The sequence below is a fragment of the Sphingobacterium sp. 2149 genome (genome assembly GCF_031455655.1).
In the GTDB taxonomy this organism is placed as follows: domain Bacteria; phylum Bacteroidota; class Bacteroidia; order Sphingobacteriales; family Sphingobacteriaceae; genus Sphingobacterium.
Window position 1 is genome coordinate 133,394 of sequence record NZ_JAVDTD010000009.1, and the last position, 26,362, is coordinate 159,755.

General features: G+C 39.5%; 25 protein-coding genes and 1 pseudogene. 18 read left to right on the forward strand and 8 right to left on the reverse strand.

Translation table 11 applies throughout. The features are described from left to right. Positions 1-13 precede the first annotated feature (13 nt). The 5 genes from kdpB (at position 14) to J2X77_RS14425 (ending at position 6,694) form a co-directional block, all read left to right on the forward strand. A complete protein-coding gene (gene kdpB, locus J2X77_RS14405; protein WP_209574412.1) occupies positions 14-2,023 on the forward strand; it encodes a potassium-transporting ATPase subunit KdpB in 2,010 nt (669 codons plus the stop codon). A gap of 22 nt (positions 2,024-2,045) precedes the next feature. Then, positions 2,046-2,612 (forward strand): K(+)-transporting ATPase subunit C, encoded by a 567-nt coding sequence (locus J2X77_RS14410; protein WP_209574410.1) that lies wholly within the window; start codon positions 2,046-2,048, stop codon positions 2,610-2,612. A gap of 47 nt (positions 2,613-2,659) precedes the next feature. Beyond that, the gene (locus J2X77_RS14415) at positions 2,660-3,745 is read left to right on the forward strand and encodes a porin (protein ID WP_310081265.1); all 1,086 of its coding nucleotides are present in this window, start codon (positions 2,660-2,662) and stop codon (positions 3,743-3,745) included. Between the two features lie 63 nt (positions 3,746-3,808). Further along, complete coding sequence (locus J2X77_RS14420; protein ID WP_209574406.1) at positions 3,809-4,930, forward strand: sensor protein KdpD; 1,122 nt, start codon at positions 3,809-3,811, stop codon at positions 4,928-4,930. Positions 4,931-4,954: 24 nt separating this feature from the next. Beyond that, positions 4,955-6,694, forward strand: a complete 1,740-nt coding sequence (locus J2X77_RS14425; RefSeq protein ID WP_209574404.1) for an ATP-binding protein — start codon at positions 4,955-4,957, stop codon at positions 6,692-6,694. Positions 6,695-6,710: 16 nt separating this feature from the next. On the opposite strand, the pseudogene J2X77_RS14430 reads toward J2X77_RS14425, so the two are convergent. Further along, positions 6,711-6,854: pseudogene (locus J2X77_RS14430) on the reverse strand (hypothetical protein); the annotation flags it as partial. A gap of 127 nt (positions 6,855-6,981) precedes the next feature. Here J2X77_RS14430 and arsC point away from each other — a divergent pair. The 3 genes from arsC to J2X77_RS14445 all read left to right on the forward strand — a co-directional run bounded on the left by arsC (position 6,982) and on the right by J2X77_RS14445 (position 9,414). Further along, positions 6,982-7,335: an arsenate reductase (glutaredoxin) gene (gene arsC, locus J2X77_RS14435; protein WP_209574402.1), complete on the forward strand. Its 354-nt coding sequence runs from the start codon at positions 6,982-6,984 to the stop codon at positions 7,333-7,335. Between the two features lie 187 nt (positions 7,336-7,522). Continuing rightward, the gene (locus J2X77_RS14440) at positions 7,523-8,176 is read left to right on the forward strand and encodes a hypothetical protein (RefSeq protein ID WP_209574400.1); all 654 of its coding nucleotides are present in this window, start codon (positions 7,523-7,525) and stop codon (positions 8,174-8,176) included. Positions 8,177-8,205: 29 nt separating this feature from the next. Beyond that, positions 8,206-9,414: a DUF1266 domain-containing protein gene (locus tag J2X77_RS14445; protein WP_209574398.1), complete on the forward strand. Its 1,209-nt coding sequence runs from the start codon at positions 8,206-8,208 to the stop codon at positions 9,412-9,414. A gap of 68 nt (positions 9,415-9,482) precedes the next feature. Here the strand turns inward: J2X77_RS14445 and J2X77_RS14450 are convergent, their stop codons facing one another. Together J2X77_RS14450 and J2X77_RS14455 are read right to left on the reverse strand one after the other, a co-directional pair. Continuing rightward, complete coding sequence (locus tag J2X77_RS14450) at positions 9,483-9,932, reverse strand: hypothetical protein (protein WP_310081269.1); 450 nt, start codon at positions 9,930-9,932, stop codon at positions 9,483-9,485. Positions 9,933-10,137: 205 nt separating this feature from the next. Beyond that, a complete protein-coding gene (locus J2X77_RS14455; protein ID WP_209574393.1) occupies positions 10,138-10,338 on the reverse strand; it encodes a YqaE/Pmp3 family membrane protein in 201 nt (66 codons plus the stop codon). 286 nt (positions 10,339-10,624) lie between these two features. On the opposite strand from J2X77_RS14455, the gene J2X77_RS14460 reads away from it, so the two are divergent. The 7 genes from J2X77_RS14460 (at position 10,625) to J2X77_RS14490 (ending at position 15,948) form a co-directional block, all read left to right on the forward strand. Continuing rightward, positions 10,625-10,819, forward strand: a complete 195-nt coding sequence (locus tag J2X77_RS14460) for a hypothetical protein (protein WP_209574391.1) — start codon at positions 10,625-10,627, stop codon at positions 10,817-10,819. A 248-nt stretch (positions 10,820-11,067) separates the two neighbouring features. Next, on the forward strand, positions 11,068-11,748 hold the full coding sequence (locus tag J2X77_RS14465; RefSeq protein ID WP_209574389.1) for a hypothetical protein: 681 nt from the start codon (positions 11,068-11,070) through the stop codon (positions 11,746-11,748). Positions 11,749-11,934: 186 nt separating this feature from the next. Continuing rightward, positions 11,935-12,522 (forward strand): TetR/AcrR family transcriptional regulator, encoded by a 588-nt coding sequence (locus tag J2X77_RS14470; protein ID WP_209574387.1) that lies wholly within the window; start codon positions 11,935-11,937, stop codon positions 12,520-12,522. A gap of 127 nt (positions 12,523-12,649) precedes the next feature. After that, positions 12,650-12,958 carry a hypothetical protein gene (locus tag J2X77_RS14475; RefSeq protein WP_209574385.1) on the forward strand — a complete coding sequence of 103 codons (309 nt, stop codon included), beginning with the start codon at positions 12,650-12,652 and terminating at the stop codon, positions 12,956-12,958. A 7-nt stretch (positions 12,959-12,965) separates the two neighbouring features. Continuing rightward, entirely contained in the window at positions 12,966-13,196 is a 231-nt protein-coding gene (locus J2X77_RS14480) for a hypothetical protein (protein ID WP_209574383.1), read from the forward strand. A 242-nt stretch (positions 13,197-13,438) separates the two neighbouring features. Next, positions 13,439-14,494 (forward strand): NAD(P)-dependent alcohol dehydrogenase, encoded by a 1,056-nt coding sequence (locus tag J2X77_RS14485; RefSeq protein WP_209574381.1) that lies wholly within the window; start codon positions 13,439-13,441, stop codon positions 14,492-14,494. 155 nt (positions 14,495-14,649) lie between these two features. After that, positions 14,650-15,948 carry a deoxyribodipyrimidine photo-lyase gene (locus tag J2X77_RS14490; RefSeq protein WP_209574379.1) on the forward strand — a complete coding sequence of 433 codons (1,299 nt, stop codon included), beginning with the start codon at positions 14,650-14,652 and terminating at the stop codon, positions 15,946-15,948. A 77-nt stretch (positions 15,949-16,025) separates the two neighbouring features. Here the strand turns inward: J2X77_RS14490 and J2X77_RS14495 are convergent, their stop codons facing one another. Both J2X77_RS14495 and map read right to left on the reverse strand, forming a co-directional pair. After that, complete coding sequence (locus J2X77_RS14495; protein ID WP_209574378.1) at positions 16,026-16,808, reverse strand: alpha/beta fold hydrolase; 783 nt, start codon at positions 16,806-16,808, stop codon at positions 16,026-16,028. Positions 16,809-17,331: 523 nt separating this feature from the next. Further along, on the reverse strand, positions 17,332-18,093 hold the full coding sequence (gene map, locus J2X77_RS14500; protein ID WP_209574376.1) for a type I methionyl aminopeptidase: 762 nt from the start codon (positions 18,091-18,093) through the stop codon (positions 17,332-17,334). 289 nt (positions 18,094-18,382) lie between these two features. Here map and J2X77_RS14505 point away from each other — a divergent pair, with 289 nt between their 5' ends. The 3 genes from J2X77_RS14505 to J2X77_RS14515 all read left to right on the forward strand — a co-directional run bounded on the left by J2X77_RS14505 (position 18,383) and on the right by J2X77_RS14515 (position 22,454). After that, positions 18,383-19,018 (forward strand): nitroreductase family protein, encoded by a 636-nt coding sequence (locus J2X77_RS14505; protein ID WP_209574374.1) that lies wholly within the window; start codon positions 18,383-18,385, stop codon positions 19,016-19,018. Between the two features lie 276 nt (positions 19,019-19,294). Continuing rightward, on the forward strand, positions 19,295-20,032 hold the full coding sequence (locus J2X77_RS14510; protein WP_310081276.1) for a GntR family transcriptional regulator: 738 nt from the start codon (positions 19,295-19,297) through the stop codon (positions 20,030-20,032). A gap of 136 nt (positions 20,033-20,168) precedes the next feature. Further along, positions 20,169-22,454: a GH92 family glycosyl hydrolase gene (locus J2X77_RS14515; RefSeq protein ID WP_409050315.1), complete on the forward strand. Its 2,286-nt coding sequence runs from the start codon at positions 20,169-20,171 to the stop codon at positions 22,452-22,454. 65 nt (positions 22,455-22,519) lie between these two features. Here the strand turns inward: J2X77_RS14515 and J2X77_RS14520 are convergent, their stop codons facing one another. Genes J2X77_RS14520 through J2X77_RS14530 form a run of 3 tightly spaced genes read right to left on the reverse strand, consistent with a single transcriptional unit; the run spans position 22,520 to position 26,129 of the window. Beyond that, positions 22,520-23,701 (reverse strand): homoserine dehydrogenase, encoded by a 1,182-nt coding sequence (locus J2X77_RS14520; protein ID WP_209574370.1) that lies wholly within the window; start codon positions 23,699-23,701, stop codon positions 22,520-22,522. A 38-nt stretch (positions 23,702-23,739) separates the two neighbouring features. After that, positions 23,740-24,783, reverse strand: a complete 1,044-nt coding sequence (gene metX / locus J2X77_RS14525; protein ID WP_209574368.1) for a homoserine O-acetyltransferase — start codon at positions 24,781-24,783, stop codon at positions 23,740-23,742. A 35-nt stretch (positions 24,784-24,818) separates the two neighbouring features. Beyond that, positions 24,819-26,129: an O-acetylhomoserine aminocarboxypropyltransferase/cysteine synthase family protein gene (locus tag J2X77_RS14530; RefSeq protein ID WP_209574366.1), complete on the reverse strand. Its 1,311-nt coding sequence runs from the start codon at positions 26,127-26,129 to the stop codon at positions 24,819-24,821. Positions 26,130-26,362 lie beyond the last annotated feature (233 nt).

Genomic DNA, 26,362 nt, shown 5'->3' on the forward strand with positions numbered 1-26,362 from the left:
AAAGCACTTTAAAATGAGCAATCAACAAACATTGTTTCAGAAAGAACTTGTCCAAAAAGCATTAAAGCAATCTTTCGTGAAGCTGAATCCGAAAATAATGTTCCGTAACCCAGTGATGTTTACCGTAGAAGTCGGAACATTGATTATGGCTGTGGTCTGTCTATGGATAATGGCTGGAGAAAAATCACAAGGTACATTGGGGTATAATTTTACGGTATTCGTTATTCTATTTTTGACCTTGCTCTTTGGCAACTTTGCAGAGGCAATTGCAGAGGCCCGGGGTAAAGCGCAAGCAGACAGCTTGCGGAAAACAAGGGAGGAAACCCCCGCAACTTTACGCGATGGCCGGGTAGTCTCATCCGCACAATTGAAAAAAGGTGACGTGTTTGTCTGTCAAGCCGGGGATGTAATTCCGTTGGATGGTGAGATTATTGAGGGATTGGCAACCATTGATGAAAGCGCAATTACAGGGGAATCGGCACCGGTAATCCGCGAGGCTGGGGGAGATAAAAGCTCAGTTACCGGTGGTACCAAGGTGCTGTCGGATCGAATTGTTGTACAGGTGACAACAGAACCGGGCGAAAGCTTTTTAGATAAGATGATTGCTTTGGTCGAAGGGGCTAGCCGACAAAAAACGCCGAATGAGATTGCATTGACGATCCTTCTAGCAGGTTTTACACTCGTGTTTATCATCGTAACCGTAACCTTAAAACCATTTGCAAATTATGCCAATGTCGGTATCACCATAGCGTCGTTTATTTCACTCTTCGTCTGTCTTATTCCCACCACAATAGGCGGTCTTCTATCGGCAATTGGTATAGCGGGGATGGATCGGGCACTTCGCGCGAATGTCATTACGAAAAGTGGTAAAGCCGTTGAAACAGCTGGCGATATTGATGTATTGTTGCTGGATAAAACCGGAACAATCACCATTGGAAATCGTAAGGCGACAAACTTTTACCCTGCAGATGGTGTCATGATGGAATCGTTGGTGCGGGCGGCAACGTTGAGCTCGATGGCTGATGAAACACCTGAGGGCAAATCAATCGTAGAATTGGCGGAGGTTAATCCTTCGAGCTATAAGGTCGAAAACCCCGAATTTATCAAGTTTACCGCCGAGACCCGCAGCTCAGGAATAGACTTTGCACAAACACGTATCCGTAAAGGTGCGACCGATGCTATTCGAAATATTGTTTTAAAAGCTGGCAATAGATTTCCGCAGGAAATCGAAGAACGCGTGAAGCTTATTTCCCAAAACGGTGGTACACCACTGGTCGTTGCCGAGAATGAACAGGTGCTGGGAGTGATAGAATTGCAGGATGTAATAAAACCCGGAATACACGAAAGATTTGAAAGATTGCGAAAAATGGGTATCAAGACTGTTATGGTGACGGGAGACAATCCGCTAACTGCCAGGTATATTGCTGAAAAAGCAGGCGTAGATGATTTCATTGCAGAAGCTAAGCCTGAAGATAAGATGAACTACATTAAAAAAGAACAGCTCGACGGGCGATTGGTAGCAATGATGGGGGATGGCACAAACGATGCCCCGGCACTTGCGCAAGCCGATGTTGGAGTAGCGATGAATAGTGGAACACAAGCTGCAAAAGAAGCCGGCAACATGGTCGATCTTGACAACGATCCCACCAAATTGATTGAAGTGGTAGAAATAGGTAAGCAATTGCTGATGACTCGGGGTACGCTAACTACGTTCAGCATTGCAAACGATGTCGCCAAATATTTTGCTATTATTCCGGCCTTGTTTATTGCAGCAATACCGGCACTTCAGGGCTTGAATATCATGCAGCTCAGTAGCCCCCAAAGTGCTATACTATCTGCCGTTATATTTAATGCCATTATTATTCCATTACTTATTCCCTTAGCATTAAAAGGTGTTGCATACAAACCGATCGGTGCAAGTGCATTGTTGCGACGAAACCTGCTCGTATTTGGACTTGGAGGGGTACTTGTTCCATTTGTTGGAATCAAGGCCATCGATCTACTGGTTTCTCTATTCATCTAATGAATTTTAATCACAAAAGAAAATGAAAACACATCTATATCCAGCGATAAAGATTACAATGATTTTATTGCTCCTACTGGCAGTTGTATATCCAGCCCTTGTATGGGCGATAGCTCAAATAGCACCCAATCGTGGAAAAGGCGAAATCCTAAAACATAATGGTCAGACGTATTACAGGAATATTGGCCAGGCTTTTTCAGGCGATGATTATTTCTGGTCGCGTCCTTCAGCAGTCGGTTACAACGCAGCAGGATCTGGGGGAAGCAACAAAGGTCCGTCCAATGGAGAATACCTTTTGGAAGTGAAATCCCGTATTGATACTTTCTTAGTGCACAATCCTACGGTAAAACGCGAACAGGTACCTGTAGACATCGTTACAGCCAGCGGTAGTGGTTTGGACCCCGATATTTCCGTTGAAGCAGCAAAAATACAAATTGACCGTATTGTGAAAGCGAGAGGTATATCTGTCAATAGCTTACAGTCTCTTGTCGATGCCCACGTGCAGGCACCTTTGTGGCATATATTCGGACCTCGAAAGGTCAATGTCCTTGAACTAAATATAGCATTGGATAAGATGGCTGAAAAATAAAATTGACCGGAGGAGCCCTTGACATCCACTTTATAACAACGATATATATGAAAAAACTCGCGATGTTGGCCTTTATGTTACTAGGCACAACACAATTATTTGCACAGCAGGATACGACTAGAAATATCTCATTGGCTATTAGCGGTTACCTTGAAGCATATTACCTTCGGGACTTTAATAATCCAATTGGAAACACCCGCCCCGGGTTTGTTTATAGCCATAACAGAGCGAATGAAGTAAACATAAATTTGGCACTTTTAAAAGCTGCATACGAAACAACGAATACCCGTGCAAATCTTGCATTAGGTGTCGGTACATATATGAATGCCAATTATAGTGCGGAACCTGGCGTTTTAAAAAATATTTACGAAGCGAATGCTGGTGTTCGCATCTCGAAAAAGCACAATCTATGGATCGATGCCGGAATATTTTCCTCCCATTTGGGCTTTGAAAGCGCTATAGGAAAGGACAATTGGACTGTAACGAGAAGTATTTTTGCTGATAATTCGCCATATTTCGAAACTGGCGCAAAAATATCGTACACATCTGCTTCTGGAAAACTGTTTTTAAGTGGGCTTGTTTTAAACGGCTGGCAGCGTATTCAACGTGTAGATGGCAGTAGTTTGCCTGCATTTGGACATCAATTGGTCTATAAACCCACAGATAAATGGACCATTAATAGCGGTTCTTTTATCGGCAGCGATAAAGCGGATAGTGTAAGACAGATGCGTTATTTCCATAACCTGTATGCAATCTATCAAATGCACCAAAAGCTAGGCATTACAGTGGGATTTGATATTGGGGCAGAACAAAAAGCAAGGGGGAGCTCAACGTACAACGTATGGTACACGACCGTGTTAATTGCACGATACGCAACGACTGAAAGATTTAGCTTAACAGCAAGAGGAGAATATTACAACGATAAACATGGTGTTATTGTTTCTACTGGAACAGCTCAGGGCTTTCAAACATTTGGCTACTCTTTAAATGCTGATTATGCGATTCTCCCAAATGTTCTTTGGCGTACAGAGTTGCGCAACCTCAGGAATAAAGATGCTATGTTTCTTGATCGGTCAAATCAGCTGCTTAAAAATACCGTGACGGCTGTCACGGCACTAACGGTTAGTTTTTAAAAACAAAGGTTCCTGCCTTGTGTTACATCGGCAGGAACCTTTTGACAATGAAAGGTATTAGACATGGAAGAAAGGAAAAGCGCTGAGCACTTTCTGGATCTGATCCGGAAATCGAAACGAGGGCGATTCAAACTTTATATTGGAATGAGTGCTGGTGTCGGAAAAACATATCGCATGCTACAGGATGCACATACACTTTTACAGGGCGGAATCGATGTGCGTATCGGCTATATTGAGACCCATAATCGAAAGGATACACATCAATTGCTTGATGGTATTCCGATTATTGCTCGGCGTCATCTTTTTTACAAAGGCAAGCAGTTGGAGGAATTGGATCTGTATGCTGTTTTGAATTCACGTCCAGAGGTTGTCATTATCGATGAGCTGGCACATACCAATATTGAAGGCAGCAAAAATGCCAAACGATGGCAAGATGTCATCGAAATTCTCGAAGCAGGGATTAATGTAATCAGTGCTGTTAATATCCAGCATATCGAAAGTTTAAACGAAGAAGTCAAAGCAATTACAGGGATCGAAGTGCAAGAAAGAGTTCCCGACAGTGTTATTGATTCTGCAGACGAAGTCGTTAATATTGACCTCACCGCAGAGGAACTTATTGTTCGTCTAAAAGAGGGCAAGATCTATGATGCCTCAAAAATTCAGGCTGCACTTCAAAATTTCTTTAAAAGTGAGCATATTTTGCAGTTGCGCGAGATGGCATTGAAGGAAGTGGCCTCCCAGGTTCAGCGCAAAGTAGAGACCGAAGTGCAGCCCCAGCGATGGGTGCGAAAGGAACGTTTCTTGGCCTGTATAAGTTCCAATGAAACAAAAGCAAAAAACGTCATCCGAAAGACAGCAAGATTGGCAGGATATTACAACAGTAGCTGGTTTTTGCTATATGTACAGTTACCAAAAGAACGCGGCGATCGGATTGCGTTGAATAAACAACGGCACTTGATCAATAATTTCAAATTGGCAACAGAACTAGGAGGGGAAATTATTAAAGTAGAAAGCCGGAGCGTAGCCAAGGAGATCATCACCCTCTGTGTGACACGTAAGATCACTACAGTTTGTATTGGGAAACCGCGGTTGTCCCTTTTGAGGATTTTACTGGCTAGAGATATTTTTAGCAAACTTTTGGCACAGCTGTCTACTGAAGATGTTGATCTGATAATATTGTCTTAATGATAAAGACCAATTTTGAATAAGATGAAAATAAAAACCAAACTTACATTCGGTGTGGGGGCACTGTTTCTCATGATCTTTTTACTTGCCGCGTTAAGTGGCTGGTATGTGAACCGATTAAAAAAAGATACCGCAAATATATTGACGGCGAACTATAATACGCTGCTGTATGCCAAAAATATGTTATTGGCACTGGAGGAAATTCCTGTGGAAAAAAAGGCTTTTACCAGCTTCGAAGTCAATCTGGACAAACAACGGAAAAATGTTACCGAAGTTGGGGAACAGCAAACGACGAATGCAATAGCGAAGCATTTTTTACAACTGAAAGATAAACCCCTAAATATTGCTGTTGTCTCCTCCATCAGAAAGGATATTGCATTATTAATGGAGCAAAATATGATCGCAATTTCCCGGAAGAGTATTGTCGCGGATAAAACTGCAGAACATGCCATTCTGGTCATTTCATTTGCCGGCGCACTCTGTTTTATTATAGCTTTCATTTTGTTGGTCAACCTGCCATCCAATATAGCTGATCCGATTGCAAGATTGACGGCTAGCATTCGACAAATTGCAGGACAGAACTACAAGGAACGTATTGATAATCAGAGTATTGGTGAGTTTGCCGAACTTGTTACCTCATTTAATTCCATGGCAGAGAAATTGGAAGAATACGCTGAAAGTAAACTGGAAAAAATTTTAAAAGAAAAAAAACGAATAGAGGCTCTCGTGGACAATATGCGTGATCCTGTTATTGGTTTCGACGAGGAACGGAGGGTTATCTTCGTTAATGAAGAGGCTCTTCGCATCACAAGCCTGCACAAAGATCAACTTCTTGGAAGGTCTGCTTTAACGGTTTCGGAAGAAAACGATCTCGCGAAAGATATTTTTAAAGATCTTCTTATTCCTGCAGCAAATCGGGAAAAAAATGCCATTAAAATATATGCAGACGACAGAGAAAGCTATTTCGAAAAAGATGTTATTGATATTAATGTGCTGCCGACTGGCGAATCTGAGCCAAAATTTATCGGTCAGGTAGTTATTCTAAAGAATATCACACCATTCAAGGAACTCGATCTAGCAAAAACGAACTTTATCGGTACCGTATCCCACGAGTTCAAGACACCTATTGCAGCGATTCAGATGGGAGTTCAATTGCTGGAGAACGAGCAAATAGGCCCGTTGAATACCGAACAGCTCGCGCTGGTAAATGGAATAAAGGATGATTCCAACCGCTTACTTCAGATTACAGGCGAACTGTTAAATATGACCCAAGTTGAAAGCGGTTCTATTCAGATTAATTTACATACGACAGAAATACAGCCTATTATTGAATACGCAGTCATGGCTAATCAATTTGCTGCCAACCAGAAAAATATTCATTTTACTATTGAAGTAGCGCCGACGGCGAAGTACATTGTTGCTGACAATGAAAAAACAGCGTGGGTATTGACAAATTTCCTTTCCAATGCAGTACGATATTCCTACGAAGATTCTGTCATCCATATAGCCGTTGAAAGTATAGGACTTAAAACCAGATTTACCGTAAAAGACAATGGACAAGGAATAGAAGCTAAGTACCTCGAGAAAATCTTTGCACGTTACTTTCGTGTGCCGGGCTCTAAGAAAGGGGGAACCGGTCTTGGTTTAAGTATCAGTAAAGAGTTTATAGAAGCACAGGGGGGAGAAATCGGCGTTGAAAGTGATTATGGTGCTGGAAGTTCTTTTTATTTTTCATTGCGCAGTGCGGCTTCCAGTGAAAACTAATGTCTCCGATGGATAATTATTTTATAATATCCAATAATTCTACGTCAATGGCTCCAGCATTTTCCGCTAGATTCGGATCTACACCATGTGCATAATAGAGGTCTATCGTATTTGTAACCAGACGTTTCAGACTTTTTTCCACCGTTATTTTTATCCATTTAGGTAAACTATCGTCTTTTCTAAAGCGGCAATGCGCTACTTACTTCGAATGATTCATGATTTTGTTGCTATTTTTGGAGTGTTCAGAATGGGTTTTCTGAGGGATAAAATTTTTACACGTTGCGACCATGATTAAAATTTACCACAATATACATTGTAGCAAGAGCTGCAATGTACTGAAACTGTTAGAAAAGCATAGCGCTCAATTTGAGGTACACGACTATCTAAACGACGTGCCGACCAAGGCACAATTAGTCGAGTTATTGGGGCAACTCGGGATAACACCTTTTGAGCTCATTAGAAAAGGAGAATCGGTGTTTCAAGAGAAATTTCAAAACCGTCAACTGACGGATGAACAATGGATAGATGTGCTTCTAGCACATCCTATTTTGATTGAGCGACCCATCGTGGTAAAGGACGGTGTCGCAGTAATTGGTAGGCCGATTGAAAAAGTCATAGAACTCATTGCTATCAAACCATAGCAATCGCTTAATTTTTTTTTAAGTTATTTCAAATATTGAATATTGAGCTACAAATATCGTCAAAATTTGACCTAATATAGGTTCTAGATATACTGATTGAATAATTATATGCAGATTTATAGCATCAAATGAAAGATGCTACACGCATTTAATATTATATAGCATACTAACAATAAATAATTTTGGTTTGAAAAGAATACTACTTGTACTATTTATTTTGCTCATTGCATTTTTAGTGACAGCCTTTTTTGTGAAAGTCAATAAAAATGAGACTTTGTTGTATAAAATGCAGCAGTGGATGACGTATGATAAGACGGATTGGGAAAATTATGAACACAATAAGAAACTTCTTGCTGCTGTAACAAACGAATCCGCTATGACCGATGTGGTTGCGGCCGCTCCAGAAAATGACTTATATCCAGTGGATACAAATCGCGTATCGCCGGAGTTTAAGGCATTGGAAATCGAAAGAATTAAAAAAGCCGATTTTGAACGATTAGTGGCCACGAAGTTGGCGCCAGACCATGAAGACGCGCAGATCGCATTAATTCATCTCACAGATCGTAAATTGACCGATGTCATTATTAATCAAAAGATCAATATTAAAGTTGGAACCTGTTATCAAAATCCGAACATATCAGGTTATTATCGCTGCGTAAGTTGCATGATTTTACTGTATAATCGAGAGAAGAAAGATTGGGTTGAAGCTCCAAACGGAGAGAATTTTATGAAAAATGCCTATGACTTTTATCAAACGTCGGAAGGAGATATTTGGCATGCACGCGAATTATCCATGCAGATCCCTTATGATTATGCTTTAGTTGCAAAGTATAGCAGGTAAGTTTTTATGCAGTTAATAGCCATAGGATTATGTTGAAATTTTTTAAAGAATTATTAAATGCAGCGAAGCTTGGCGTAAACGAGCCCAAAGAAGCACTCAGTTTAAAAGCTGGAGAGGAACAAAAGGCTGAGAGCACATTGATCGATAGCAACATAATCTTGGGTATTCCTTATGAAGAACAGTTTGGTAACGCACTTGGAGCCGCATTTAGAGTGATTGTTTTTGGGGACTGGTTTACCGTATCCGGAAGTAACGGCGATGACGGGAGCTATCCTCTTCACTTATATCAATTTGGAAATTATCCAAAAATTGATCAATACAGAAATGATTTTATCAGACTGTTAAAAAGTGACTTTGCTATCGCAGATACGGAAAGTTGTCTCGATAGTTTGAGTTCATATTTTAATTTACTTGGCATAAAAAAGAGAGGAACCGCATTGGAGGAAAAAAATGGTCAAATTGATATCGATGTTTGGAACATTTCCAAAGTAGGAGTAGATGCTTTTGCTATTGCTATAATAAGCTATATTACCACATCTGCAACCGACGCTGGGTACCTTTCAAAACCTGTGGCTTTAAATATTCTAAAGAATTTGTCTCAATATGCGAAAAAGCATTTTGGTGATTGGTTTTTATTTGCTGATTATTTTTTAGAAGGAGAGAACCATGTAGGTTTAAATAGCAAAATCAGGAAATCTTATTTGAAAAGATACATCGGATATTTGAGGGAAAAGAAAGGAAGTCCCTGGAATAATATAGCATGGCGTGCAGGAAGCCCGTCTGGAATACTTACACATTTGACTTGGAGATTCCAGCTGAAAAAATATCTTCATATCGAAGAATTTGAAAATCAAGTTAACGCGTATCAAAAAGGTACAGTTGAAAAATGGAATTATTGGATCCCGAATCAAATTGTCATTGACAAAGCAGAAATTGAGGTCTGCTATCGTGTCTGGATACGGAGTATGAACGATTTAGAAGAAAATGAATATTTATTGTACAATGAGATAGAGGCCTTTTCTGAAGATAAGAATCACGCTGGATTTTACCAGATAGAATTGTGCGCAAAATTAAAGTCTTCAAATAGCCGATATTTTACGGCGTTGGATTTGCTTTATCAATTGGAGCAACAAATCGCTCAGAAAGAACTTCGAGACCATGTCTTTTTTGAAGGATTGGATGTAATTGAAAAAGATGAAGAGGGAATTCCGATGTTCTATCTGAGTTGTGGAAGTTAAAATACTAACTGATTCGGCGAATGTACGAATCAGTCAGCTTTATCTACGCAAAGGTTCGGTCGATGGTCCTACTCAATGTTACCCTTATATTTGATTGCATCATTGACATAGAGCACTGATTTCTTGGCATCGTATCGATAGCTATCCTTTTGGTAAATGTCATTATCAACTTTATCTAGGAGAATGTTATTTTTACTGTCATCAGGTAAAAATAATTCTGCCTTTGACTTATCTTCGCTTAGCACAACGAAGGCACTTATAACGGCTTTTCCTTTTTCTACATCAACCGGATTTAAGCGAAAGCCAATAGTAAAGACCTGGATACAGCCCTGCTTGATCTCACTCCATGTTTGTCCTGCCGATACAAGACAGCCGTGCTCATCCTTGCTACCGCCGATTGATGGCGTTTCTCCTTTCACGCTGTCAGTCGCTGAATGTGTGGTTTCATTGTCCCTTTGAGCATTGTTACAAGCGGCTAAAGTAACAAGGCCGGCTACTATACATGCTAATTTTCTCATATGAATCAGGTTTTAAATTTCATGATGTTCATACAATAAATATACCACAGTCAAATATACCACAGTGTTTCATCCTAAATAGATATATTGATGAGACTTCAGACCCTATTATAGAGGAACTATACAGCTCAGTTATTTGCTTATTTTACATGCAGAAAGCTGCCTACTGTTTAGATTAATGAATTATAGTTGGAGTGTTAAAGCTTTACCGCTGATGATGCATATAACGTTCCAACCTTCGTATGCGCTGTTTATTCTTACCATCGACACGGGATGCAACTGCCCATATAGCTGCGGGAATCCAGCCCAGTATGGTCATCTGCAGAATCAAACAGAGGATACCGCTTAGAATCTTTCCGCGCAAAAAGAATGATAACCAAGGAAGTAAAACTGCTATTAATATCATAAATAATAGGTGAATTATAGAATAAAATACAAATCAGCGTATTGATTTATAAAGGTCGAAAATAATATCGACTAAAGCAAATTGGGTTACTTTTTTGCTCTGTTTAAATGCATTAATAGGCAATGCTTAGAGGTTACGTTTTGTCAGAAAAAGTAAATGTTAAGAAAACTTAAAATATACTATTTGATCATTAAATTTTAAAATTTTAGCTTGGAGTGGCACCAATGTTGATATCTTCCTATCGTATAGCGTAGGTGCAGTTAACATAGAATAAATGACGGAAAACATGAGTAGTATTATTGAAAATTTAAACAACAAATATAGTGGATACCTGGAAGATGAAGGAAAATGGCTCAATGAAGGGTTTCAAAATATTTTTATCGATGGCGTGCCGAGTAAAGAAAATCTGAAAACATCAGTTTACCTCATGTTGCCACAAGAGATAAGAGAATACGTCGATCAATTGTTACCGAACGACTGATTGTAAGTCCCCGACGACTTCAGATAATAGGCGATATGGCCCTATTTCATTTGCAAATAACTACAAATTTATTTTAGTTTGAAGATCTTTACGACGTATTAAAATCGTAACTCAAAAAAATAATTTGATTGATAATTCCCATGAGGCCATTTCACTTTCTATTCCAAGCTACATCTTATCTGATTTTTTTATCTGGTATCCTGTATTCCTGTCAACCGAAAAACGGGGATAGGGTGATACTTGAAAAAATGGATAAAACATTCAATGTGTCCAGATTTTATGAACCCAAAATAAAGAGGAGTGAGGAATTGTTGCATGCAGATGTTAAAAATATGGATAAAAAAAGGCTAAAGGAAATCTTTGAAACTGCCATATTTAAAAAGGATACCCTGGCTATTTTCAATTCGGAAGGCAGTCTACCGACAGCATTTTATCTGGAATCTACCGGTGGTTGGGGTACAAGAAAGCTAAAGCCAGTCAAAAATTTTGGATATCGTTATACCACTGTTTCTTACAATGAAGAAAAAGATACCATAGCGCTCTTTAACGGAGTCTCATTTCCTGCCCTAACGATGGCGGAAGATCAAGGTGGTAAATTTGCTTATCTAAATGCGATGAAGAGCTCAAAAAATAAAGATGATTTCGATAAAATTCATCGCTATTTACAAAAAAACTATACAGCACTAAAGCTTCAGAATGATGTCGGCGGCAGTATAGAAGGTTGGGAAAGCGAAGATTTTTATTATTTTTTATTAAAAAAAAATAGACGGGAAGAACAGATTTTCTCATTCGGGGAAGATGAAGATAATGAACCTGCAATCACTGAAATTGTCGATATCCGTTTGGAGATTTACGGTAAAATGTATATCCAAACGATGAGAAAAGAACACGTTTATCTACCAGATTATATCCCTAATGGCAATGAATAGACGTACAAAAGGTTAGACACTCAGTCTTGATAAATCCACTAGTTTTAAATCTATCATCGTTTCTCGATTCGCCAAAGAATACGAACAGTAAAGATTAACAAGAGAAGATAAAGGAAATCAATACCCATAATAAAAAAATAATGATATAACTTTTGTTTTCGACATTTTTTATATATTTGTCGAACAATGACAGGTCAACAGGAAAATATTAGAGAAGAAATTATCCTATCTTCCATGAAAGTGTTTGAAACATATGGATTTGCAAGAGTCTCTATGCAGGATATTTCAAAAGCTTGTGGAAAGGGGCGTAGCACTTTGTATTATTATTTTACCAGTAAAATGGACGTGTTCGATGCAATTGCGGAGTACCTGTGTCAACAAGTATTTCAGGTTGCGAGTCAAACATATCATAGAGATGCTACATTGGAAGATAACCTAGTTGGTTTTTTACAGGCAAAATTGCGTCAAATTAACGTAATCACTAAGCGTTTTCATCTCGCATTTGAAGATATGAAGTCAGATCCAGCTTTGATGGTTTCAAAAACGCGTTACATGTTGGATGACGAAATCAAGCTGATCCGTGAAATGATTGAATTAGCCATTAAGAAAGAGGAGATTCAGCCACTTGGCGAAAATGACATCTTATTCTTATCGGAAATGTTAGTGACCACATCGCGTTGTTTTGAGCAGGAAGTTTTACTCTTTGATCGTTTTCCAGATTTTGAAGCCCGACTTTCTTGGCTAACAAGTATCTGCGTCAAGGGGCTTCGCTAATAGTTTTACAGTAAGGAAAATTTTTTGGATAGTAAGGAATATACCTGCTGTTTTTTTGTTTTCTGATTCGACATAAATACAAAATATGTCTATATTAATTTTTAAACTCTTTTAATAAAAAACATATATGGGGAAAAGTACTGTGGCATTAAATGCAAAAGTGGGCAAGTCGGTAAAGAGTGTTGCATCAGAAAGGTGCATTTTGATTATGGTGGAGGGAGAGCAAGCCGGCCGTACTGAGATTATGGGACTGTTGGATCCAGATATAGATTGTTATTTATTAATCAACAGTGATGTAGAGCGGTTGGATGGGCTTGCTCTTGCGCTGGAAAATGAAAATAAAAAAGTTCGACTAGCCCGGGACATTGAAGAACTAAAGCAGATGCACTTTTTGAGCCATCACCTACAACAAATTGCCGTTAAAATTTTGAAATAATCTAAATATGTATAAAGTAGTTTATTCGTTGTCTCGCAAGCTAAAATGGAGAGCCAGCGAGATTTATCATTTTCTCTATCAGAGTTTCCCTGAGATAAAAAATATTGATCTCATGTTGGATGACCAACAATTTCTGCTTGTCCTTCGGATGAGTAGCCGACTAGAATTCTCTATTCTGAATATATGTCAGCAGCAAGGTTTGGCAATGCAGTTTGTACAAGTAGAGGATACTGATTAGTGCATTTGGTTTATAACACTTCGTATATTTAAAGTGCTTTTTAACCCAGTATGTGATGAGCTATAAAGAAATTGCAATTTGAGCCTTCGAATAATGCTAATTTAAAAGTTACTATTTACTTTTACTGTAATTCCTTCAAAACATTTTTCACATCCAGTGGTTATTTTTATCGCGTGGATGGACTTAGGAGCTATGGGGATTTTAGGCATTTATTCAAAAATAATATAACGATTTTATCAAGTATGAGTACATTTTCAATTAAAGCGTTTGGCACAAGCGCACCAGCTGCCGAGCTGCAACAGATGGCTATTGAACGGCGTGAAGTCACTGGAAAAGATGTCGAGATTGATATCTTATTTTGTGGTGTTTGTCATTCTGACTTACATACAGCGCGAAACGAGTGGGGTGGGACTGTTTACCCAAATGTACCCGGCCATGAAATTGTAGGACGAATCACTAAAGTTGGGGATGCTGTAACCAAGTTTAAAGTCGGCGATTTAGCCGGCGTAGGTTGTATGGTAGATAGTTGTCGCGAATGTGAAAGTTGCAAAGAAGGGCTGGAACAATATTGTGAAAATGGAAATATCCAAACATACAATGGACACGATAAACACCTCAATAAACAGACGTTTGGTGGTTATTCCGAACGCATAGTGGTGGATGAGGGTTTTGTGCTTCATATCCCTGCAAATTTGGACCTCGCAGCAACAGCTCCTTTATTGTGTGCCGGAATTACTACCTATTCCCCGTTGAGACATTGGAATGTGGGACCAGGACAAAAAGTTGGTATAGTTGGTATTGGCGGTTTGGGCCATATGGGTGTCAAAATAGCCAAAGCAATGGGCGCTCAAGTGGTTGTGATTACAACTTCTGTTTCGAAAGTCGACGATGCTAAACGGTTAGGTGCTGATGAAGTCATCTTATCAACCGATGCAGAACAAATGAAAGAGCATGCGGGAACATTACATTTCATTTTAGACTGCGTTTCGGCACAGCATGACATCAATGCCTATTTAAGTTTATTGAAGCGGGACGGTTCACTGACCCTTGTCGGTGCTCCAGAACATCCATTACCCGTCGCTCCGTTTAGTCTGATTCCAACGCGTAAAAGTTTTTCAGGCTCGATGATCGGTGGAATTGCAGAAACGCAGGAGATGCTTGATTTTTGCGGTAAGCACAATATTACATCCGATATCGAGCTAATTAAAATGCAGGATATCAATCATGCCTACGACAGGTTACTGAAAAGTGATGTTAAATATAGGTTTGTTATCGATATGGCAAGTTTGAAAAACTAATCCAATATAATTTTTCAACCCTGAACCATCAGGCATCATATCTATTACTCTTGATGGTTTAGTTTGTATAGCATTAATGATGACTAATTGCTGCACTGACCATTTGTGCCGAAGAGTTGTTAGCTAAGATTAGGGAATGGAAAATTCGTCATTTTATGGAAAAAATTAAAGTTACTATATTTTGGTTTCGGCGGGACTTACGCTTAGACGATAATAGCGGTCTTGCTCGCGCGCTGACGATTGGAATCCCTGTATTGCCCATATTCATATTTGATGAGGAAATTTTGGAGCAATTGGAAGATAAACGGGACCGTAGGCTTCATTACATTCATCAAGCGCTAACGCATATCAATGCTGTACTGCAAGAAAGTGGTGCCTCGTTAAATACATTTTACGGTAAACCTATCAATATTTTTAAAAACCTAGCTGAAAAATTTGACATCCAGGGAGTTTATTGTAATCGAGATTATGAGCCGAAGGCAATTCGTAGGGACAAGGAAATTTTCGAATATTGCAAATCGATTGAAATTCCTTTCAAAGCTATAAAAGATCAGGTAATTTTTGATAAGGGAGACATTTTAAAGAATGATGGAACGCCATATACGGTTTATACACCGTATGCAAAAAAATGGCGGGAGAAATTGAGCCCCGACGATTATCGTTCCTATACTTATGGAACGGAATTTTTCTTTCAGCAAAAACAGCAGCGAATCATTCCGTTAAAACAGATGGGTTTCTTAGAAACAGACCTCATTTTTGAAGAACCGCATCTAGATGCCAGTATCATAGACCATTACGATGAAACACGCGATTATCCAGCTTTAACGGGTACCACCAAATTGGGGATAGCACTTCGTTTTGGAACCATCAGTGTTCGTAAATGTGTTGCATTTGCGTTAAAACATAATGCAACATGGTTATCTGAGTTGATCTGGCGTGAATTTTTTATGCAGATACTTTATCACTATCCCCATGTCGTTACCGAATCCTTTAGAAAGCAATACGACACTATACCATGGCGGAATGATGAAGAGGAATTTCTGCAATGGTGCAAGGGAGAGACCGGATATCCCATGGTCGATGCAGGCATGCGACAATTGAATACTTCAGGCTATATGCACAATCGTGTACGAATGGTCGTGGCAAGTTTTCTTTGCAAGCATTTATTGGTCGACTGGAGGTGGGGGGAGGCTTACTTCGCTCAAAAGCTAAATGATTATGACCTGTCTGCCAACAATGGCAACTGGCAGTGGGCCGCTGGGAGTGGCTGTGATGCTGCACCTTATTTTCGGGTTTTCAATCCGGCTCTGCAAGCGGAAAAGTTTGATAAAAATCAGGAATATATAAAAAAGTGGGTACCGGAATTAGGTACTGCAGATTATTGCCAGCCTATGGTAGATCACCAAATGGCTCGCGATCGAGCAATAAAAACCTATTCAACGGCTTTGAAATAAAAATGCCAATGTCTGCCTAGAACGTCAGGTTTTACTAACTGGCAAACAGGGATAGACATTGGCTATTTGTGAATTTACTAATCTAAGAATTCATCAACAAAAGCGTCAAACACCTGTGGATTTTCGGCTTGAACCCAGTGACCTGCATTAGGTATTGTTTTAAACTCAGCATTTGGAAATTGTTCCTTGATCTTTGCCTTATCTTCCGGTAATATATATCTTGATTTCTCGCCCGCTAAAAATAAAGTGGGGCCGCTATATATCCCTGATTTTACCCCTACTGTTATAAATTCAGTATATTTATTTTTTAAAACATCCAAGTTAAATCGCCAATCTAATTTTCGATCTGCTCTGATATATACATTTTTTAATAAAAATTGGATAACACCAGGGTCGTTTAAATAGTGCTCAATCTTATCTTGTACATCCTTTCTAGTTTCTAACGTCGTGATAGCTACAGCAGACAATGCATCGAAGATATCTTCATGATGTGGAGGATAAGCTTTGGGAGCTATATCAGCGATAATCAGTTTTTCAATTTTTTCTGGATGGTCGATAGCAAATTGCATTGCCACTTTTCCACCCAAAGAGTGCCCCAGAAGTGCTATTTTATCTGTTCCGATGGACCCTAGATAAGTAAGAAGGTCGTCTACCATCACTTCTATTGACATTTCGTCACTGTGAAAGCTACGGCCATGGTTACGTAGATCGAGTAAATGTACCTGTCTTTTCTCCCCGAAACTACGGCCAAAGGATCCCCAGTTATCTGCCATTCCGAATAGACCGTGCAGCACAATTAATGGCGTTCCACCATTATTTGCACCATATATTTTACTGTGTTGTAGTTCTTTCAATGTCATGATAGCTCCAATTTCAAATTTTCATTTGTATGCGATGAGTATATGTAGCGAAGTTAGCTTTTGTTGCTGAATTTTTGAACCAAATTATGTAAAACATTTATCCCTTTAGAAGTTCATTCCATGTTATTATCATTGCCACTTTTCGTCAGATTTCGCAGGGCATTACTGGCTATATATTCTTTGCCGCTCAGCGAAGCAAAAGGTTGATTGTTTACAATGGGAATAAATTTTTATTAAAAGTGATTTTCATCACTTTTTTCTTGAAAAGTAAAATCTATCTTTACTACAGTAGCACTTAAAAGGATATTATTGAACTTGCTATTAATAAATTTAGCCATAAAAAATATATTATTTGGGGGTTTTCTCTTACGAGAGGCCCCTAATTTTTTTTACCATCGCTCAGGTTAAGTGGAGTGTTTATACACTTTTTCATAGGCTAAATTCTTGGTTTAAAAAAATGCCCCATTTTAGTCGCTTTCAATAAATTATTCAAAATGGTTGAAGAATATCTAGCTATTGAAAACTAAAAAATTGCATTTTCTGCAGTTAATATAATAGGGGAGCCATCAGTAATCAGAATCGTGTGTTCATGCTGAGCCATGAAACCGCCCTTATCGCCAACCATAGTCCAGCCGTCACTGAGTTCAGTCGCGTAAGTTGATGCTGTTGAGATAAAAGTTTCAATAGCAACCACAGTGTTTTTACGAAACCTGCGTTGGTCGAAGCGATTTTTATAATTCAGCAATTCATCAGGCTCTTCGTGCAGACTTTTTCCTACACCATGTCCACCAAGATTTTTGATAACTTTATACCCCCTTTTTTTAGCTTCAGTTTCAATAAGATGCCCAATGTCTGCTATTTTTACGCCACCACGGATGTTACTGATTGCTTTTAGAAGAATTTCTTTGGACGCTGTTACCAATTTTTCATGTTGATGAATATCTTTTCCGATAACAAAGGAACATCCATTATCAGCCCAATAGCCATCGAGCTCTGCAGATACATCAATATTGATCAAGTCCCCCTCTTGCAGTATCCTTTCTGCATGCGGTATTCCGTGACAAAATTCGTTGTTTACACTAATACAGGTATAGCCAGGAAATCCATACGTGAGTGCTGGAGCAGAATTTGCACCCATACTTTGTAATATTTCGGCTCCATATTCGTCAAGCTCTTTCGTAGACATTCCCACTTGAGCATATTGTATCATGGATTTTAACGTCTTTGCAACAGCATTGCTAGCTTTTTGCATGCCTGTTAATTCGGTTTCATTCGTTATGGACATCGCTAATATTTATTGTGAAGCATGTAAGATCTGTTCCCAGACCATGTGGTTCTATTGGAATATAAACCGATATAAAATTCTTAATTTAATTCGATTAAAACAGCGATTTAATTCCGATTAAAAGCAAATATACGACATTTTAACAACTAAGGTTACGGAGGACGGATGGTAAAGCATTTTTAACAATGTGAACAGTTTGATCCCTGAAATTTGATGTTTAGACATTTGATTTTTTATGTATCTTTACATAACTTTAATGAGTTGCTATAGATCATTTAAATTGGAAAAAATGGCTTTGTTAGATAATCTGGAGTGGCGCTATGCCACAAAAAAATACGATCCTTCGAAAAAGGTCGCTCAACAAGATGTAGACAAGATTTTGGAAGCTGCACGAATGGCACCCAGTTCCTCGGGGCTTCAGCAGTTTCGTGTAATCGTGATTAAAAATCAGGAATTAAAAGAAAAAATAGTACCCATAGCCTGGGGGCAACAGATTGTTGCTGATAGTTCGCATTTGCTGGTATTTGCAGGATGGGATAAATATACTGACGAGCGAATTGACAGCACTTTTGACCAAATGAATGCATCACGTGGTTTGCCACTTGATACAACAGATGAATATAAGAATAACTTAAAAGCACAATTGGCGACTTTTACCGAAGAGCAGCAGGCTGCGCATGCAGCAAAACAAGCCTACATTGCTTTTGGGTTGGCAATTGCGCAAGCAGCAGAACTAGGTATTGATGCAACACCAATGGAAGGTTTTTCAAATGTGGAGTTAGATCAATTGCTAGGATTGGACAAACTTGGGTTGAAGAGCGCGACCATGCTCCCTTTGGGATATCGTATGGAAGGGGAAGACTGGTTGTTGAAATTGAAAAAGTTTAGACTTCCAAAAGAAGAATTTTTAATCGAGCTCGCCTAGGCAGTCGCGTTATCATACTGAAAAGCGTTTCAATTAATTTTTGAAACGCTTTTTTTTGCTATAAATGCTATTGAAATTGATGAGCAATGCCATCGATTAAACACCTGTGTATTTGTGGTTGAACCGGCTACGGCTTTCCGCCCAATCAATCCATAGAATAATGAAAAAAATTCAATCACAAGTGCAGCCTATGTTTACATGTGTATACATATATATACACCTCTGCCTATTTTTTGTAATTATACAAAAAATCTTACTTTAGCATAAGCAATCTAAATGATGAATTTAAAAATTGACCATAAGAGTCCTGTACCGTTGCATATTCAAGCAGAAAGTTTACTGCGGGATCTTATTAGACAGCCGGAGTATATGGAGGGTAAATTATTGCCCAATGAAATTGAATTGGCAAAAAGATTGGCTATCTCCCGTTCTACGTTGCGTTTAGCGATCAATAAACTTGTTTATGAGGAGCTGTTAATTAGAAAAAAGGGGGTAGGAACAAAAGTGGCTAAACCCAAATTCAGTTCGAAGTCCAAAAACTGGTTGAGTTTTTCACAAGAAATGAAAAATCGTGGGATTGAAGTAAAGAATTTTGAATTACACGTTAGCTGGGTGGTACCTGATCAAGCAATTTTAAGATTTTTTGCACTCGACGAAAATCAAAAATTATTAAAATTAGAGCGCTTAAGAGGGAAGAAAGACGATCCATTTGTCTATTTTATTTCTTATTTCCATCCGCGAATAGGACTAAGCGGTGATGAAGATTTCAAACGATCACTATATGAAATTTTGGAAGCCGATTATCACGTGGTAGCAGATCTATCCCAGGAGGAGTTGGATGCTATGCCAGCAAGCAAATTTATAGCAGATAAATTGGAAATCAATGTAGGCGACCCAATCCTCTCCCGTAAGCGTTTCGTATTTGACCAGTCTGGAGAACCCATTGAGTACAATTTAGGTTTTTACCGCGCCGAAAGCTTTACCTACACTGTGGAAAGTAGGAGAGATTATTAAGGATGCGTTGTTTTTTCTCTTCCCCTACTGTATAGTATGTTTATACATAGTTTATTTTTTGTAAGTTTACTGGGGAACCTAATTGAGAAAAATGATAAAACATATTATTTGTTATTTTTGTATTTTAATTACCGGTATGGCAACTGCTTTTGCTCAGCAAAAGGAAGATTTGACCGCCTTTGTAAACCCTAATATTGGATCAGTCCATAGTCGTTATTTCTTTTATACACCGGCAGCAGTACCTTTTGGAATGGCTAAGCTCGCTCCGAGCACAAATGGAAGTTATGGAAACAAGTCGGGCTGGGAGGCTGTGGGCTATGACGATAGACATACATCGATAGAAGGATTTGCGAATTTTCACGAATTCCAAATTGGAGGAGTGGTATTTGCGGCATCTGTTGGAAAATTGAAAACGACGCCTGGTAAACTTGATCTTCCCAAAAGTGGTTACCGTTCCACTTTTGATAAGAAGGATGAATTTGCGACAGCGGGCTATTATCGTGTCAAGCTGAAGGATTATGATATACTTGCGGAGCTCACAGCGACAAAGCGGGTTGGTTTTCATCGGTATACTTTCCCAAAGACTAACGAAGCCAACATTATTTTCGATATTGGCCATGTTATGGGGGAAAGTGGGCCAGTCGTGGATGCTGAGGTCAATTACGACAAACAACACGTGTGGGGCTATGTAGTCACCAATCCTGTATACGTACAAAAATATCAGCAGGGCGCAACAGTCAAAATGTTTTTCTTTGCGCAAATAAGCAAAAAGCCGAAATCTTTTGGAACATTTAGAGACTCAATCACTTTTGAGCAACATACGAGCATAAAAGGGCAGGGAACTGGACTCTTCCTGAAATTTGATACTCAAGCAGGGGAATCCATCGAAATCAAGACCGGTCTGTCTTATACCTCTGTAGAAAATGCCCAGTTGAATTTGTTGAAAGAAGGAAAAGGACTGTCCTTTGATACAATGAAGAATAATGCCTTGCAAACCTGGAATAGTGAACTGGGAAGAATTTTGGTGGAAGGGGGCAAAGCGGACGACCGCCTTAAATTTTATACCGGATTATACCATGCCTTGCTTGGTCGAGGACTTGCCAGTGATGTAAACGGAGCTTATCCCAAAAATGATGGCTCAGTAGGGCATATAGCATTAGATAAACATGGATTGCCGATTCACCATCACTATAATACCGACGCGATATGGGGTGCATTTTGGAATTTGACGCAATTGTGGTCTATTGCCTATCCAGACTATTATAATGATTGGGTGCAGAGTCAATTGTTGGTCTATCGCGATGCGGGTTGGTTAGGGGATGGCATCGCCAATAGCAAATATGTTTCGGGTGTAGGAACCAACTTTACGGGGTTGGCAATTGCAGCGGCCTATAATGTGGGTATTCGTGACTATGATGTGAATCTTGCTTATGCTGCGGTGCGCAAAAATGAATTGGAAGCGAAGGACCGTCTGCCAGGAGCAGGTAAGTTAGATCTCGGAGTCTTTGTCCGTAAAGGCTATTCGCCCTATATTGAAGACAATAGTGTGAGTCCGGAATTAATGACTAGCGGCTCTCCGTTTGGCGCCTCCCACACATTGGAATATGCTTTTTCAGCCGGAGCCGCCGCACAATTTGCAAAATCGTTGGGGCACCAAAAAGATTATGTTAAATTTCAGGAATTATCTGGCGGGTGGCGCACGCTTTACGATGCCACAACGAAGTTTATGCGCCCAAAGGATAGTGTAGGGAAATTTATATCAAACTTTAACCCTTATGCATCATGGCGTGGATTTCAGGAAGGAAATGCTTGGCAATATACGTTTTACGTTCCGCATGTTCCACAAGAATTGGTTAAGTTGGTAGGAAAGGATTTATTCAACCGACGATTAGATAGTATCTTTACGGTGTCACAGAAGAACGTTTTTGGAGGGGGCACCCATATTGATGCTTTTGCTGGAATTGAAAGTCTCTATAATCATGGTAATCAACCGAACCTGCATATCTCTTGGCTGTTCTATTTTTCTGGTAGACCTGACCTAAGTCAGAAATGGGTTCGGGCAATTTGCAATGAATTTTATGGTACGGATGCCCTACACGGCTATGGCTATGGACAGGATGAAGACCAAGGCCAGCTCGGAGCTTGGTATGTCTTATCCAGTATAGGGCTATTTGATGTACGGAGCTTAACCACCGAACAGCCAGCGTTTCAGATTGGCGCACCTCTGTTCGATCGGGTAACGATACAATTACCGGAGAAATTACGAAAAAATAAATTTATAATTCAGGTGACTAAAGAGCAGCCCAATAGTTATATTCTGGATCAGGTTCGGTGGAATAATCGCCCTTGGAAAGGTTGGCAACTTCCTTTTGAACGTCTGGTGGAAGGTGGGATTTTAGACCTCAAGTTGAAAGGCAACTAAATTTAAACAATAAAAAAAATAGCCCCATTCGGGGCTATTTTCAGGTAGGTTGGTTTGTTGATTGCCTACGCGATTTCGGCAATAAAATTGCCATCTTGATCCAAATCTGCCTTATGAGCTGCAATTTGTTGAAGATTAATATGACCGATTACATATTTGAAATCTGATGCGTAATATCGTTCTGTGATTTCACTGAAGTTTAACTTTTCAATCAGTGCATCGTCAGCATATCTCAAATAGACTTTGATTAAATAATCTTGACTATAACTTAATGTGCTGGATTCTAAGTGTTTTTTATATTCATAACGGTATCCATAACGAAGGGCAGCAATATCTGACAATACAGCAGAACCAGTTGGATGACCACCCGCCCCTTTACCGTAGAAAAACTGTTCGTCTGCAAATGCCGCTTTAACCAATACACCGTTGTTTTCATTTTCCACATTATAGAGCATGCTGTCTTTACCTATCAGACGTGGTAATACATAAAGTACAACCTTGTCGCCGTCAATCTCTTTTGCGGTAGGTATCAATTTGATCTTGAAATTTTTCTCTTTTGCAAAACGAATATCTTGTTGCCCCAGTTTGTCTATACCAATATTAAAGACATCGTCTGGTTTGACATAGATTCCATACGCGTGTGAAGCAACAATACATACTTTAAATTTGGGGTCAAATCCACCTACATCCAAGGTTGGATCTGTTTCTGCAAATCCGAGTTCCTGTGCTTTCTTCAAAGCATCTGCATAGTGCTGGTTTTCGTTGAAAACTTTAGATAGAATATAGTTGGAAGATCCATTAAAAATGCCACTAACAGAGTGGAGTAATTCATTATCATAATACTCTTCTAAATTCCGGATAATGGGAATACTTCCACAAACAGCACCTTCATACAATAAGCTTGTGCCATATTCATGCTGGATATCGACCAGTTCCTCCAAATGGCTCGCAATCATTTTTTTATTGGCTGAAACTACATTTTTTCCCGATTTCAGTGCGCGAACAGTTAGTTGGTAAGCTGCTTCGGCATCATCAATCAGTTCGACAACAGTATTAATTTCTGGATCACCTAAAATTGCCTCCGCATCAGTAGAAAACAGCTCAGCTGGTAGCGAGCGTTTTTTATTACCGTTTTTAATCACGAACTTCTTGATTTCCAGATTAAGATTTTTGGTTTTGATAATATCATAAAGACCTTGGCCTACAACACCAAATCCAAACATCCCTATTGTTAATTTATTGCTCATATCTCTTCTTATATTCTCTTATTATATTGTTCAATCTATTATACTAATTCAGGAACACATGCTTTCTCCGCTCTCAGAAAGTGGCTAATAGTTTCCGTTAGTTTTGTTGTTTCGATTAAAAAGCCGTCATGACCATAGGTTGATTCAATCTCTTCGTAACGAGCATTGGGAATATGCTGTGCTATGAATTGTTGCTCTTGTGGAGGAAACAATAAATCTGTATTGACACTTAATACCAATGTTGGACAGCTAATGCTTGCTAATGCAGATTCAATAGACAATCTACCGCGCCCCAAATTGTGGCTATCCATTGCTTTAGTCAGGAAATAATAGCTGTAAGCATTGTAGCGGTTTACTAATTTTTCCCCCTGATAGTTTTGATAAGATGAAGCTTTGTAGTCGCCTAGCTTATTATTATCATTTTCGCTCTGCGTATTACTATAGGTTGTATAATTACGGTACGACAGCAATGCCATTGAACGTGCCACCTTTAGTCCCTTAGCACCGCCATCAGGATGGTTGGCATAAAAGGTGCGGTCGGTTGTAATGGCAAGGCGTTGGCTCTCATTGAATGCAATACCCCATGGTGAATGAACAGCATTTGTGCCAACGACGATTAAATGATCGATTGCGATTGTGTTGGACGCGGCCCATTCCAATGCCTGCTGCCCCCCTAATGAGCCCCCGATCAGAACGTTAATACGCCTGATTTCCAGATGGTCAGCAAGAAATTGGTGTGCACAGGCCAAATCTTTTACCGTAAACTCCGGAAATGATAGATAATAGGGGTGCCCAGTGGATGGGTTAATAGACAATGGGTTGCTACTGCTATAGGCCGACCCAATGACGTTGGCGCAGATGATATAATAGTCGCTCGGGTCAAATAAGTCATCGGTTCCAAAAAGGCCCGGCCACCAATCCAAGACGTTTGCATTGGCCGTTAGGGCATGACATACCCAGATCACATTGCTGCGATCTGGATTAAGTTTGCCAAACGTCTCATAACTGATTTGTAAATCAGTAAGCTCTCGTCCATTTTCAAATACAAAAGGCTTCGGGTGCAGATAAATATGCTTACTCATTTTACATTTAAATTTTATAGCCGACTAAAGTCTAATTAGTTGATTTTATCAAAAGCTTGTTGTAAATCTGCTTTGATGTCATCAATATGTTCTATTCCCACTGACAGGCGCAATAGTCCTTTGAACACACCCGCATGCGCTTGATCTTCGTCACTCAATTGTTGGTGGGTCGTTGCGGCTGGATGAATAATCAGCGATTTAGTATCGCCTACGTTAGCTAAATGACTGATTAATTCTAAACTGTCGATAAAGTCATTGGCTTTCTGGGCTGCGTCGCCCTTTAGCTGGAAAGAAAGCACTGCGCCGTACCCATTTTTAAGATATTTTTGCGCATTAGCGAAGCTTGGAGAGCTTTTTAATCCTGGATAATTTACCTTTTCTACCTGAGGGTGGGCCTCAAGCCATCTAGCGATTTCCAACGTGTTGTCGACATGCCGTTGTACACGTAAAGACAATGTTTCAAGGCCTTGTAACAACAAGAATGAATTGAAAGGAGAGAGTGCTGGTCCAAAATCTCTCAATCCCTCTACACGCGCGCGAATTGCAAATTGTATATTGCCAAATGGGCCATTTTCACCAAAAACATCTGAAAAGACCAATCCGTGATAGCCCTCAGATGGTTCAGAAAATTGTGGGTACTTCCCATTTCCCCAGTTATAGTTACCTCCATCAACGATGACGCCGCCAATGCTTGTTCCATGCCCACCAATCCATTTCGTTGCCGATTCAACGACCACATTTGCGCCATACTCTAAAGGTTTAAATAAATAACCCCCAGCTCCAAATGTGTTGTCAACAATTAATGGCAAATCGTATTTTTTGGCTACAGCGGCAATTTTTTCAAAATCAGGAATATTGAAGCTTGGGTTCCCTATTGTTTCGACATAGATTGCCTTAGTTTTATCGTCAATGAGCGCTTCTATTTTATCAGCTTCAGCATCGGTGGCAAAACGAGCTTCAATACCTAGCCGTTTAAATGCAACTTTGAATTGATTGAATGTACCTCCATATAAGTTGGACCCTGCAACGAAATTGTCGCCGCTTTCAAGGATATTATTTAATGCAATAAACTGCGCAGCCTGACCAGATGCAACTGCGACTGCGGCAACACCACCTTCTAAAGCTGCAATCCGTTGTTCAAATACATCCGTAGTTGGATTCATGATCCGGGTATAAATGTTTCCAAACTGTTTTAATGCGAATAGATTGGCCCCATGTTCTGCATTTTCAAAGACAAAAGATGTTGTTTGATATATAGGAACTGCTCTGGATCCTGTGGTAGGATCAGCGACTTGGCCAGCATGAACCTGTAGTGTTTCGAATTTCAAATTTTTGTTAGAAGACATAATAGATCAGATTTTAAGGTTTCAAAAAAGAATTTGTAAAGGTAAAAGAGAAGCATACACACCTACTTGGAAGGTCTGTCAAATCGTTATCCAAGAAAAAGGAAATGATTTTTAACAAGCAGGGAAGTGTGTATGCATACGCATTCGCATCGATACTTTTTTACGATGTAGTACACTTTTGCTGTTCGCAAGGTTCAGTTGTATTGAACCTGAATTTTTAATAGATTTCAGTA